General features: G+C 69.2%; 12 protein-coding genes and 1 pseudogene. 3 read left to right on the forward strand and 10 right to left on the reverse strand.

Translation table 11 applies throughout. From position 1 onward, the window contains the following. The 10 genes and pseudogenes from C7443_RS20495 to C7443_RS19560 all read right to left on the reverse strand — a co-directional run. Window positions 1-95: pseudogene (locus C7443_RS20495) on the reverse strand (electron transfer flavoprotein subunit beta/FixA family protein); the annotation flags it as partial. Window positions 96-97: 2 nt separating this feature from the next. Next, complete coding sequence (locus tag C7443_RS19520) at window positions 98-571, reverse strand: PaaI family thioesterase (protein WP_110020706.1); 474 nt, start codon at window positions 569-571, stop codon at window positions 98-100. Window positions 572-576: 5 nt separating this feature from the next. After that, window positions 577-1,278 carry an ABC transporter ATP-binding protein gene (locus C7443_RS19525; RefSeq protein ID WP_110020686.1) on the reverse strand — a complete coding sequence of 234 codons (702 nt, stop codon included), beginning with the start codon at window positions 1,276-1,278 and terminating at the stop codon, window positions 577-579. Then, on the reverse strand, window positions 1,271-1,987 hold the full coding sequence (locus C7443_RS19530) for an ABC transporter ATP-binding protein (protein ID WP_110020688.1): 717 nt from the start codon (window positions 1,985-1,987) through the stop codon (window positions 1,271-1,273). Before C7443_RS19530 ends, C7443_RS19525 begins: the two co-directional genes overlap by 8 nt. After that, complete coding sequence (locus tag C7443_RS19535) at window positions 1,974-2,942, reverse strand: branched-chain amino acid ABC transporter permease (RefSeq protein WP_110020690.1); 969 nt, start codon at window positions 2,940-2,942, stop codon at window positions 1,974-1,976. The genes C7443_RS19530 and C7443_RS19535 overlap by 14 nt, the downstream gene beginning before the upstream one ends. After that, window positions 2,939-3,811 (reverse strand): branched-chain amino acid ABC transporter permease, encoded by an 873-nt coding sequence (locus C7443_RS19540; protein ID WP_110020692.1) that lies wholly within the window; start codon window positions 3,809-3,811, stop codon window positions 2,939-2,941. Before C7443_RS19540 ends, C7443_RS19535 begins: the two co-directional genes overlap by 4 nt. Window positions 3,812-3,881: 70 nt before the next feature. After that, window positions 3,882-5,072, reverse strand: coding sequence for an ABC transporter substrate-binding protein (locus C7443_RS19545; protein WP_110020694.1), 1,191 nt, complete (start codon window positions 5,070-5,072; stop codon window positions 3,882-3,884). Between the two features lie 60 nt (window positions 5,073-5,132). Then, window positions 5,133-6,677 carry a class I adenylate-forming enzyme family protein gene (locus tag C7443_RS19550; protein ID WP_110020695.1) on the reverse strand — a complete coding sequence of 515 codons (1,545 nt, stop codon included), beginning with the start codon at window positions 6,675-6,677 and terminating at the stop codon, window positions 5,133-5,135. A 1-nt stretch (window position 6,678) separates the two neighbouring features. Next, window positions 6,679-7,833 (reverse strand): acyl-CoA dehydrogenase family protein, encoded by a 1,155-nt coding sequence (locus tag C7443_RS19555; RefSeq protein WP_110020697.1) that lies wholly within the window; start codon window positions 7,831-7,833, stop codon window positions 6,679-6,681. A 24-nt stretch (window positions 7,834-7,857) separates the two neighbouring features. Further along, on the reverse strand, window positions 7,858-8,679 hold the full coding sequence (locus tag C7443_RS19560) for an IclR family transcriptional regulator (protein WP_110020699.1): 822 nt from the start codon (window positions 8,677-8,679) through the stop codon (window positions 7,858-7,860). Window positions 8,680-9,004: 325 nt separating this feature from the next. Here C7443_RS19560 and C7443_RS19565 point away from each other — a divergent pair, with 325 nt between their 5' ends. Genes C7443_RS19565 through C7443_RS19575 form a run of 3 tightly spaced genes read left to right on the forward strand, consistent with a single transcriptional unit; the run spans window position 9,005 to window position 12,529 of the window. Then, the gene (locus tag C7443_RS19565) at window positions 9,005-9,775 is read left to right on the forward strand and encodes an enoyl-CoA hydratase (protein ID WP_110020701.1); all 771 of its coding nucleotides are present in this window, start codon (window positions 9,005-9,007) and stop codon (window positions 9,773-9,775) included. 3 nt (window positions 9,776-9,778) lie between these two features. Next, window positions 9,779-11,317 carry a 3-hydroxyacyl-CoA dehydrogenase gene (locus C7443_RS19570; RefSeq protein WP_110020702.1) on the forward strand — a complete coding sequence of 513 codons (1,539 nt, stop codon included), beginning with the start codon at window positions 9,779-9,781 and terminating at the stop codon, window positions 11,315-11,317. Between the two features lie 15 nt (window positions 11,318-11,332). Continuing rightward, entirely contained in the window at window positions 11,333-12,529 is a 1,197-nt protein-coding gene (locus C7443_RS19575) for a 3-oxoadipyl-CoA thiolase (RefSeq protein ID WP_110020704.1), read from the forward strand. The last annotated feature ends 203 nt before the right edge of the window (window positions 12,530-12,732 follow it).

A 12,732-nucleotide genomic window follows, 5' to 3' on the forward strand; every position in this document is an offset into this window, starting at 1 on the left:
TTCGCGTTGGCGATGTCCACGTCCGTGCCGTCGGCCTTCGCCCGCACCTTGACGTTGTAATCCACCACCCGCTTTACGGCGACCAGGACTTTCATACTCATGCACTGCCTCCATCGGAACGAGCTGAATCATTGAGTGCGGCGCCGGCGCCCGGCCCCGCGGCTTCCTCGCTGCCGCTGCGATAGCGCAGCGTGCCCTCGCCGAAGGCGAGCAGCTGGCCGCCGGCGTCGAACACCTCGCAGCTGGCAGCGAAGATGCGCCGGCCGCCGGCGCGCTTGCGGCCGACGGCACGGATGCGCCCGCCGCTGGCCTGAGCGGTGAAGCTCGTGGTCAGCGACAGCGTGACGCAGCGGCGCGGGCGCTGCGGATCGGCGCTCCAGCAGCCGGCAAAGCCGCAGGCGACGTCGATCAGCGCGGTGAGCACGCCGCCGTGCAGCACGCCGGCGAGGTTGAGGTGCTGCGGGCCGATGTCGAGCTCGACGACGGCCTGATCCGCCGACCACTGCGTCAGTTCAAAGCCGAGCAGCTGGCGAAAGCCGCTGTCCGGCAACAGTTTTTCCGGCTGGTTCATCGGCATCACCGCGCGAAGTAGAGATCATGCAGCCGCTGCAGATCGACGCGCGGCGCCGGCTCCGACAGCAGCAGGCGCCCGGCCTGCATCAGGTGCACGTGATCGGCGAGGCTGAGCGCCAGATGCGTGTTCTGCTCGACCAGCACAATGGTGCGGCCCTCGGCCTTGAGCCGTTCGAGGATGCCGAAGATCTCCTGCACCATCACCGGCGCCAGGCCGAGCGAGGGCTCGTCGACCAGCAGCACGCTCGGTTCGGCCATCAGTCCGCGGCCGATCGCCACCATCTGCGCCTCACCGCCGGAGAGCGCGCCGGCGAGCTGGCGGCGGCGCTCGGCGAGCCGCGGGAACAGCTCGTAGACGCGCGCCAGATTGTGGGCGACGCCGGCGCGGCGGCTGTTGGGGAAGGCGCCCATCGTCAGGTTGTCCTCGACCGTCATGTCGCGGAACACCAGCCGCCCCTCCGGGATCAGCGAGATGCCGTGGCGGGCGATCGACCAGGTCTGGCGCCCGGCCAGCGAGTCGCCGTGCAGCGCGATGTCACCCTGGCTGAGCGGGATCAGGCCCATGATCGCGCGCAGCAGCGTGGTCTTGCCGGCGCCGTTGGGACCGATGATCGCCGTGACCTCGCCCTCGCGGATCGTCAGCGACAGATCCCAGAGCACGTTGATGGCGCCGTAGCCGGCGCGCACGCGGTTGACTTCAAGCATGGGCGGCGCCTCCGGTGTAGCTCTTGATCACCTGCGGGTCTTCGAACACCGCCTGCGGCGTGCCGTCGGCGATCACCTTGCCGAAGTCGAGCACGCACACCCGCTGGCAGAGGTTGGAGATGGTCTCGATGTCGTGCTCGATGATGAGGATGCCGATGCCGAAGCGCTCGCGCAGCGCCAACAGCGTCTGCATGAACAGCCGCTTGCCGTGGGTTTCCAGCCCGGCCAGCACCTCATCGAGCAGCAGCAGTTTGGGCTCGGTGGCCAGCGCCTTGCCGACCTCCAGCGCCTTGAGCTCCGACAGCGCCAGGCCGCTGGCGGCGTCGGCCTGCGCCTTCGGCCGCAGCTTGAGGAAGTCGAGGATCTCGTCGATACGCGCCTCGTCGACACGGCCGCGGCCGAAGCGCTGCGCCACCCGCAGGTTCTCGCGCACCGTCAGCTCGTGCATCGGCTGCGGGATCTGGAAGGTGCGGCCGAGCCCGGCGCGGGCGCGCTGGTAGAGCGGCGCGCGCAGCATGTCGCGGCCGTCGAACACCACGCGGCCGCTGACCGGACGCACCAGCCCGGAGATGACGTTGAACAGCGTGGTCTTGCCGGCGCCGTTGGGGCCGACCAGGCCGACCACTTCGCCGGTTTCCATCGCGAAGTTGACGTCGGTGAGCACGTTGAGGCCGCCGAAGCGCACGGCGATGTTGTCAAGCTGCAGCATGACGCACCTCCGTCGCCGGCCGGCGCTGCAGGCGGCGGCTGATCCACGGCAGCAGGCCGTTCGGGCTCAGCAGGATCATCGCGCCGAGCAGCACGCCGAGGATGATCTGGTGCCCCGAGGGAAACAGCGCCTTGAACAGCAGCTGGTCGAGCAGGTAGACGGCGATGGCGCCGAGCAGCGGCCCGCCGAGCGTGCGGTAGCCGCCGAAGATCGCCGCGGCGATCGGCACGATGGTCCAGGCGCCGCTGAAGGCGTAGTCGGGATCGAGGAAGTTGATGACGTGCGCGTTCAGCGCGCCGATGGTGCCGGTCATGAACGCCGAGACGAACAGCATCGCCGCCTTCAGCAGCGTGCTGTTGACGCCGACCACGCGGGTGGCGTCCTCGCTGTCGTGCATCGCCCGCAGTGCCAGACCGTAGTCGCTGCGCCAGATCGCCCGGTAGAGGGCGATGAAGGCCAGCACCACCGTCAGCACCAGCAGGTACTGGCCGTTGCGGCTGCCGAGCTCCAGCCCGCCGAGCGTCGGCAGGCCGGGAATGCCGAGGATGCCGGCCGAGCCGCCGGTCAGGCTTTTCAGCTCGGTGGCAAGGATGCGGAAGATGTGGGCGTAGGCGAGGATCGCCAGCGCGAAGTACGGCCCGCTCAGGCGCAGCGCCGGCAGCACCGCCACCGCGGCCAGCGCCGCGCCGAGGCCGCCGAGCGGAATCGCCAGCAGCACCGGCAGCCCGGCCTGCATGCTCAGCAGCGCCGAGGTGTAGGCGCCGACACCGAAGAACGCGGCATGGCCGAAACTGACCATGCCACCGAGATTGCCGAGCAGCGCCCAGGCCAGCGCGATGCCGGCAATGATCAGCGCCGAGACCAGCAGGGTCATCAGGTAGGCATTACCGCCGAGCAGCAGCGGCACCAGTAGATAAGCAGCCGCCAGCACGGCGACAGGGGCGATCGGTTTCATCCGCGTCTCCTGGCCCCGCCGAACAGGCCGTTGGGCATGACGAACAACACGAGCAGGAACAGCACCATGCCGGCCAGCTCCTGCAGGGCGGAGCTGGCGAGGGTGACCGTCAGTGATTCGGTGACGCCGAGCAGCACGGCGCCGAGCAGCACGCCGGGCATCGAGCCGATGCCGGCGAGCACGGTGATGATGAAAGCCTTGATGGTCAGCGCGTGGCCGAGCGCCGGCTGGATCACGCTGCTCGAATAGATGGCGACGCCGGCCACGCTCGCCAGCACGCCGGCGACGACGAAGGACACCAGCTCGGTGCGCACCGGGTCGATGCCCATCAGCTTGGCGGCATCGCGGTTCGACGACACCGCGCGCACCGCGCGGCCGTACCAGCTGCGCGACAGCCACCACCACAGGCCGCCGGCGAGCGCCAGGCTGAGCACGAAGAACACCACCTCGCTGCGCATGCTGAACAGCGGGCCGAGCACCACCGCGTCCTGCAGCCAGGCCGAGCTGGTCGAGCGGATGTTGGCCGACCAGACGATCAGCACGGCATTGGTGAGGATGATGCCGAGGCCGAAGGTCAGGATCAGCGAGTTCAGCTCGCGGTTGACGCGGATGCGGCTGACCAGCAGGTAGACCAGCACGGCGCTGGCGCAGACGATCACCAGCGCGAACGGGATCGAGGCCAGCGGATTGAGGCCGAATTGGCTCTCGGCGGTATAGGCGACGTAGGCGGCGAGCAGCACCAGCTCGCCGTGGGCAAGGTTGATGATCTTCATCGTGCCGAAGACCAGCGCGAGCCCGAGCGCGATCAGCGCGTAGGCTCCGCCGACCAGCAGGCCCGAATACAGGGATTGCAGGATCAGTTCAGTCATCGGTTCAGCTCCGGCGGTCAGGGGGCGACGGGCAGAGCGGGAGCAAGGCTCCCGCGCGCGGGGCAGCGCCTTACCAGGGCACGCCGGGGAACTGCTTCGGCGCAGTGGCCTCGGCATCCGGCCACACCAGTGCGACCTTGCCGTTCTGGTGCTGGCCCATGCGATGCGAGAAGTGCGGGTTGTCGCCGTTGGCGTCGAAGGTCACCTGGCCGATGATCGTCTCGGCGTCGGTGCGGCGCAGCTCCTCGGACAGGCCGCCTTTGGCCAGCGTGCCGTTCTTCGCCGCGCGGTCGATCGCCTCGAACAGCAGCATCGACTGCACGTAGCCGAACTGGCCGAGGTAGTCCGGCTCCTTGTGATACAGCCGCTCGTAAGCCGTGGCGAACTGGCGGCCGGCCTCGCTCTTGAATTCGACCGGGAAGGGCAGCATCGCCGTGCCGTAGACCTGTGGCATCAGCTCGGGGAATTCCTGCGCCATCTGCGCCGTCGCCAGCGACCAGACACCGACCACCGCCTTGACGCTGGACGGCTTGAGCACCTTGGCCGCGCGCAGGATGCCGACGTAATCGTTCTCGTAACCGACCATGGCGATGCCTTCGGCGCGATCCTGCAGGCGCACCTTGTTGATGATCGGCTTGAAGTCGGTGATCGCCGGGTCGAAGGCGTGCAGCGTCACCTTGATGCCGTGCGCTTCGAGGTCCGCGGCGACCGCTTTGGCCAGCCCTTCGGTGGCGTCCTTGGTCGAGTAGACGATGGCGACGCTGCTGAGCTTCATCTCCTCGAACAGTCCGGCCATCGCCTTGGCATAACCGGCGTTGTTGTTGATGCGGAAGAAGTGCTTGAGCCCGCGGCGGGTGAGCTCGTCGCTGACGCCGCCGGAGGTGACGTAGGTCAGCCCGGCTTTTTCGGCGGCCTCGGAGGCCGGGCCGATCAGGTTCGAGCCATAGCCGCCGCTCAGCGCGACGACCTTGTCGGCGGCGAGCTTTTCGACCGCGGCGACCGCCTTGGCCGGCACCGATTCATCATCGATGACCTCCAGGCGGATGGTGTTGCCGGTGTTGCGGGCGTTGAACACCTCGACGGCGACCTTGATGCCTTCGAGCATGCCGTTGCCGACCCGCGCCAGCGAACCGGTCAGCGGAATCTGGCTGCCGACGACGAACTCCTCGGCCTGGGCGGCGAAGCTGCCGAGCGCCAGAGCGACGGCGAGGGCGAGCGTGCGCAGCCGGGTAGCGCGCGGGTGCGATGCAGTCGAATGCATGGGTGAATTCTCCTCGGTGGAAGCGGGCACTCTGGCGGTGCCATGGGGTTGCGGTGGCCCTCACTGGCCGGCAATGGCGCCTTCCTGCGCGAGTTGTCGAAGCTGGCTTTTCAGGATCTTGCCGGTGGCCGCCGCCGGCAGCGCCGGCAGGATCACCAGCTCGCTCGGGCGCTTGTACGGCGACAGCCGCTCGGCGAGATAGGCCAGCAGGTCCTCGGCGCTGGCCTGCGTCGGGTCGCGCAGTTCGACGAAGGCGACGACTTCCTCGTTGCCGGCCACGGCCCGGCCGACCACTGCCGAATGCACCACCGCCGGATGGGCGTTGAGCACGCTCTCGACCTCGACCGGGTAGACGTTGAAGCCCGAGCGGATGATCAGCTCCTTGCTGCGGCCGACGATGAACAGCGCGCCGTCGGCCTCGCGGCGGGCGAGGTCGCCGGTGCGCAGCCAGCCCGCGGCATCGACGGTCTGTGCGCTCAGCTCGGCGTTGCGGTAATAGCCGAGCATCACGTTCGGCCCGCGCACGCGCAGCTCGCCGACCTCGCCGTCGGCCAGCGGCCGGCCCTCGTCGTCGGTGATCGCCACTTCGATGCCGGGGATCGCCGGACCGACGCTGACATCGGTGCGCGGTGCGTCCATGCGCGTCTGGCTGATGGTCGGCGAGCTCTCGGTCATGCCGTAGCCGTTGTGCAGCGGCAGACCGAAGCGCGCCTCGACCGCCTGCTTCAGCGCCGGATCGAGCGGTGAGCCGCCGGCGTAGATGAAGCGCAGCGTGTGCCGGGGCGCTTCGCCGCAGACTTCGAGCAGCCGCGTGTACATCGCCGGCACGCCCTGCATCACGCTGATGCCGTCCTCGGCCAGCGCGCGCAGCGTTTCGGTGGCGGAGAACCGCGCGTGCAGCTGCAGGCAGGCGCCGGCGTAAAGCGTGCCGAGGCACACCGAACTCAGCCCGTAGACATGCGAGATCGGCAGCACGCCGAACACCTGGTCGTCCGGCCTCAGCCGGCGCAGGCCGCTGGAGCTGCGGGCGATGAACAGCAGATTGCGATGCGACAGCATCACGCCCTTCGGGCTGCCGGTAGTGCCCGAGGTGTAGATCAGCGCCGCGACCTGGCGGGCGCTGTCGGCCTGCACCGGCTCGGGCAGGCAGGTGAGATCGAGTTCACCGAGCGCCAGCTCGCCGAGGCGGCCGACGCTGAGTGGCTCGGCGCCGACGTGCTGGGCGTGCAGGGCGGCCTCGGTCGAGGCGGCACTGAAGTAGACGACGCGGCGCGCCGCACAGTGGCTGCGGATGGTCTCGATCTCGCGCGGCGACAGGCGGGCGTTGACGATCACCGCCCAGGCGTCGAGTTCGCTGAGCGCGAAGATCATCGCCACCAGCGCGCGGCAGTTCTCGCCGACCAGCATCACCCGGTCGCCGCCGCGCACGCCGACGCTGCGCAGCCAGTCGCGGGCCTCGGCGGCGGCGGCGACCAGCTCGGCGTAGCTCCACACCACGCCGTTTTCGATCAGCGCCGGCGCTTCGGGGCGGCTGGCAAGCTGGCGGCGCGGAATTTCATGCAGCCGCGCCGGCAGTGCTTCGAGGATCGCGGTAGGCACCGGCATCTCAGGCCACCGCGGCGCGGATCATGTTGCGGGCGATGACCAGCTGCTGGATCTGCGTGGTGCCTTCATAGATGCGGAACAGGCGCACATCGCGGAAGAAGCGCTCGATGCCGTATTCGCTGATGTAACCGGCGCCGCCGTGGATCTGCACCGCGCGGTCGGCGACGCGGCCGCACATTTCCGATGCATACATCTTGCAGCAGGCGGCCTCGGTGCCGACGTCGGCACCCGCGTCGCGGCGGCGGGCGGCGTCGAGCACCATGCAGCGCGCGGCGTAGAGCTCGGCCTTGCTGTCGGCGAGCATCGCCTGGATCAACTGGAATTCGGCGATCGGCTTGCCGAACTGCTGCCGCTCCAGCGCGTAGCGCAGCGCATCGTCGAGCATGCGCGTCGCCGCGCCGACGCAGACCGCGGCGATGTGCAGGCGGCCCTTGTCGAGCACCTTCATCGCCGTCTTGAAACCGACGCCCTCGCGGCCGCCGATCAGGTTCGCCGCCGGCACGCGGCAGTCCTCGAAGATGACGTCGCAGGTGTGTGCGCCTTTCTGCCCCATCTTCTTGTCGATCTTGCCGAGCGACAGCCCCGGCGTGCCGGCCTCGACGATGAACGCCGAGATGCCGGCGGCACTCTTGTCGGCCGGGTTGGTGCGCGCCATCACCGTGAAGATGCCGGCTTCCGGCGCGTTGGTGATGAAGCGCTTGGTGCCGTTGAGCACGTAGTGATCGCCGTCGCGCACGGCGCTGGTGCGCAGCGAGGCGGCGTCGGAGCCGGAGCCCGGTTCGGTCAGTGCGAAGGAACCGACGATTTCACCGGCGGCCAGCTTGGGCAGGTAGTACGCCTTCTGCTCCGGCGTGCCGTCGATGACGATGCCCTGGCCGCCGATGCCGTTGTTGGTGCCGAACAGCGAGCGGAACGCCGGCGAGGTCTGGCCGAGCTCGAAGGCGACCAGCACTTCTTCTTCCATGCTCAGGCCGAGGCCGCCGTACTGCTGCGGCAGCGACAGCCCGAACAGGCCGAGGTCCTTCATTTCCGCGACCAGGTCAGCGGGGATGGCGTCGGTTTCCGCCACCAGCGCCTCGTTCGGCACCAGTCGCTCGCGGACGAAGCGGGCGATGCTGTCGAGCAGCAGGTTCATCGTGTCCTGATCGTGGATCATGAGGGCCTCTCCGGGGGTTTGCTTTCAGGTCAAGTGGCGGCCGGTGGCGGCCTCGACGTTGCGCACCAGGTTCACTAGGCGCGGGCCGAGGTCGTCTTCGAGCATGTGGCGGCGGATCTGGAAGGCCGGGCCGCCGCAGTTGAAGGCGTAGATGCCCGAGCCGTCCGGCTGGATGAGGGGAACACCGACGGCGTGCACGTCCTTCTGCCAGTCGCCGAGCGACAGGCAGTAGCCGCGTTCCTGGTATTCGATGAGGGCGTGGTCGACGCCCTGGCGGATGCGCGGCCAGTCCTGCGGGTTGCGGGCGCGGATGTGGTCGAGCAGGTATTCGCGCTCGCGCTCGGGCAGGGCGGCGAGAAACGCCCGGCCCATCGCCGTGGTAGCGATCGGCAGCCGTGAACCGACGTCCAGGCGCAGCGTCACCGTGGCGCTGGAGCGGCAGTTCTCGACGTAGACCATCTCCAGGCGATCGCGCGCGCCGATCGACACCGAAGCCTGCGAGTGCTCGGCCAGCTCCTGCATCAGCGGCCGCGCCGCCTGACGGATGTCGAGATTGCTGAGCAGCGCATAACCGAGCGACAGCACGCCGGTGCCGAGCGCGTATTTGCCGAGGCTTTCCGAGTAGCTGAGGTAGCCGAGCTTGGTCAGCGTGTAGCTCAGGCGCGACACCGTCGCTTTCGGCAGGCCGGTACGGGCCACCAGATCCTGATTGCCGAGCAGGCGCTCACCCGGGCGAAAGCAGCGCAGCACCTCCAGGCCGCGGGCGAGTGCGGTGACGAACTGGCGGTCTTTCTCCAGCTCCTCGTCGGTTTCCGGTTGTGCTGCGGGCAAGTCGTCGCGGCTCATCGTGGTTCCCCTTTCTGCGGCGTGGCATCGGTGTGGGCCGAATCCCCGACCGCGGCCCGGATGCTGGCACACGGTTTTTCGGGGCGTCAACAATTTTCGAAACTTAGTTTCGCACAGCAGAACTCAACGTACCAGCCAGCTTGTCTCGTCTCGTGCAATGCAGTGCTGATCAAAAAATTATTCCGTTTATAAACAAATAAATAACTTAAAACTTAAGCGATCACACATAGGCAATGTGTTTACAGAACTTCATCGGCTCCTCTAGTCTGGACTGCATAGCAAAACACTGTTCCGCTAAGCGGAACTCAATCACCGAGGATGCACGATGTCGGAAACACTGCTCGAAGCGCCCGGCGACGGTGTCGCCCTGATCCGTCTGAATCGCCCGCAAGTGCGCAACGCGCTCAACCAAACGGTGCGCGAACAGCTGGCGGAGCATTTCGCCGCACTCGCCACCGACCCGGCCGTGCGCTGCATCGTCATCACCGGGGACGAGCGGGCTTTCGCCGCCGGCGCCGACATTCGTGACATGGCCGAGCGCGGTGCGGTGGAGATGTATCTGCGCAGCAATCACCGCCTGTGGGGGGTGATCGCCGCCTGTCCGAAGCCGGTGATCGCCGCGGTCAACGGTTTTGCCTGGGGCGGCGGCTGCGAGCTGGCGATGCATGCCGATCTGATCATCGCCGGCGAGGGGGCGAGCTTCGCGCAGCCGGAAATCCGCGTCGGCATCATGCCGGGCGCCGGCGGCACCCAGCGCCTGACCCGCGCCGTCGGCAAGTTCCAGGCGCTGCGCATGCTGCTGACCGGCGCGCCGGTGGCGGCGCGCGAGGCGCTGGCGATGGGCCTGGCGAGCGAAGTCGTCGCCGATGCCGAGGTGCTGCCGCGCGCGCTGGAACTGGCCAGCAACATCGCGGCGATGCCGCCGCTGGCGGTGCAGCAGATCAAGGAAGTGGTGCTCGCCGGGCAGGACGCCTCGCTCGACACCGCGCTGCTGCTGGAGCGCAAGGCGTTCCAGCTGCTGTTCGATTCGCGCGACCAGAAGGAGGGCATGCGGGCCTTCCTCGACAAGCGCGCACCGCACTATCAGGGGTGCTGAGCGATGACGACCTTCACGCTCGACATCCAGGCCCCGGGCCTGCGCCTCGGTATCGTCGGCGCCGGCGTCATGGGCCGCGGCATCGCCCAGATCGCCGCGCAGGCCGGCATCCGCACCCAGCTCTACGACGCCCGGCCGCAGGCCGCCGCAGAAGCCCGCAGCGCCGTCGGCAGCCAGCTCGAACGCCTCGAAGCCAAAGGCAAACTGGCAGCCGGCGCCAGCGCGGCAGCGCTGGCGCGGATCGAAGCGGCGCCGAGCCTGGCCGCGCTGGCCGACTGCGACATCGTCATCGAGGCCATCGTCGAAAACCTCGATGCCAAGCGCGCGCTGATCGCTGAGCTGGAGGCAGTGCTGGCGCCGCAGGCGCTGATTGCCAGCAACACCTCATCGCTGTCGGTGACGGCGATCGCCGCCCGCGCGCAACACCCCGAGCGCATCGCCGGCATGCACTTCTTCAACCCGGTGCCGCTGATGAAGATCGTCGAGGTCATCGACGGCCTGCTCACCGCGCCCGGTTTCGCCGATGCGCTGCTCGGCCTCGGCGAGCGCATGGGCCACGTCGCGGTGCGCGCCAAGGACACGCCGGGCTTCATCGTCAATCACGGCGGTCGCGGCTACGGCACCGAGGCGATGCGCATCCTCGGCGAGTCGATCACCGACGTGGTCAGCCTCGACCGCATCCTGCGCGACTGCGCCGGCTTTCGCATGGGGCCGTGCGAGCTGCTCGACCTGACCGGGCTGGACGTTTCGCACCCGGTGATCGAGTCGATCTACATGCAGTACTACCAGGAGCCGCGCTACCGGCCGTCGCCGATCACCCGCCAGCTGTACGAGGCCGGGCTGTTCGGCCGCAAGAGCGGGCGCGGCTTCTACCGCTACGTCGACGGCGAGCAGCAGGTGCCGGCGGAAGCCGCGCCACCGCAGGCACGGCCGCCGCGCGTCTGGCTCGACCCGATGGCCGATGCCGGGCTGCGGGCGCCGGTCGCCGCGCTGCTCGCCAGCCTCGGCACGCCGATCGATGACGGCGAGCAGCCGCAGGCCGATGCGCTGTGCGTACTGCTGCCGCTCGGCGATGACGTCACCGGCAGCGCGCTGGCGCGCGGGCTCGACCCGACGCGCTGCGTCGGCCTCGATGCGCTGTTCCCGCTGCAGCGCCGGCGCGTGCTGCTGACCACGCCGCTGACCACGGCGCACTGGCGCGAGGCGGCGCACGGGCTGTTCGCCGCCGACGGCGTGGCGGTCAGCGTCGTCGCCGACAGCGCCGGCGGCGTCGCCCAGCGCGTGGTGGCGCTGATCGTCAATATCGCCTGCGACATGGCGCAGCAGGGCATCGCCAGCCCGACCGACATCGACCGCGCCATCCGCCTCGGCCTCGGTTATCCGCAGGGGCCGCTGGCCTGGGGCGATGCGCTCGGTGCGGCGCGCGTACTGACCATCCTGCAGCGCATGCACGCCTTCTACGGCGATCCGCGCTACCGGCCGAGCCCGTGGCTGCTGCGCCGCGCCGGCCTCGGCGTCTCCCTGCTCACCGTTCCCGCCTGACCGAGGATGTTCCCGATGCTCGATGCCTATCTCTATGACGGCGTGCGCACGCCGTTCGGCCGCCACGCCGGTGCGCTGGCGGCCCTGCGCCCCGACGACATGGTTGCCCAGCTGATGACGGCGCTGGTCGAGCGCTCGCCGTTCAGCCCCGAGCAGATCGAGGATGTCATCCTCGGCTGCACCTGCCAGGCCGGCGAGGACAGCCGCAACGTCGCCCGCAATGCGCTGCTCGCCGCCGGCCTGCCGGTGACGATCGGCGGCCAGACCGTCAACCGGCTGTGCGCCAGCGGCCTGGCGGCGGTACTCGATGCCGCCCGCGCAGTCAGCTGCGGTGAAGGCGAGCTGTTCATCGCCGGCGGCGTCGAGAGCATGAGCCGCGCGCCCTACGTGCTGTCGAAGGCGGGGAGCGCCTTCGGCCGCGACCTGCAGCTGTTCGACTCGACGATCGGCGCGCGCTTTCCCAATCCGCGCGTCAGCGCGCAGTACGGCGATGACTCGATGCCGCAGACCGGCGACAACGTCGCCCACGAATACGGCATCTCCCGTGCCCGTGCCGACGCCTGGGCGCTGCGCTCGCAGCAGCGCTACGCGCAGGCGCAGGCTGCCGGCTTCTATGACGGCGAGATCCTGCCGGTGCAGGTGCCGGGCAGGCGCGAGGCGCTGCAGGTCGTGCTCGACGAGCACCCGCGCGCCGATGCCAGCGCCGAATCGCTGGCACGGCTCAAGCCGCTGTTTCGTGATGGCATCGTCACCGCCGGCAATGCCTCCGGCATCAATGACGGCGCGGCGGCGCTGCTGATCGGCAGCCGCGCGATCGGTGAGCGTGCCGGTGCCCGGCCGCTGGCGCGCATCGTCGCCGGTGCGGTCGCCGGCGTGCCGCCGCGGATCATGGGCATCGGCCCGGCCTACGCGATTCCCAAGGCGCTGGCGCGCGCCGGGCTGACGCTCGCCGACATGGATCTGATCGAAATCAACGAGGCTTTCGCCAGCCAGGTACTCGGCTGCCTGCAGCTGCTCGGCATCGACGAGGACGATCCGCGGGTCAATCCTAACGGTGGCGCGATCGCGCTCGGCCATCCGCTCGGCGCCTCCGGCGCGCGGCTGGCGCTGACCGCCAGCCGGGAGCTGGCCCGCCGCGGCGGACGCTACGCGGTGCTCAGCCTGTGCATCGGCGTCGGCCAGGGGCTCGCCGTCGTCATCGAACGCGTCTGATCACGCACGCCTAATAAGAAGGGGAGGAGATTTTCAATGGCCAACATCCGCAACACCGGTTTCCAGTGGGCAGACCCGCTGCTGCTCGACGCGCAGCTCGACGGCGAGGAGCGCCAGATCGTCGAAGCCGCGCGCGCCTATTGCCAGGAGCGGCTGCTGCCGCGGGTGCGCGAGGCGCATCGCGTCGAGCGCTTCGATCGCGA

This window comes from Plasticicumulans acidivorans, assembly GCF_003182095.1.
GTDB classification, from domain to species: Bacteria; Pseudomonadota; Gammaproteobacteria; order Competibacterales; family Competibacteraceae; genus Plasticicumulans; species Plasticicumulans acidivorans.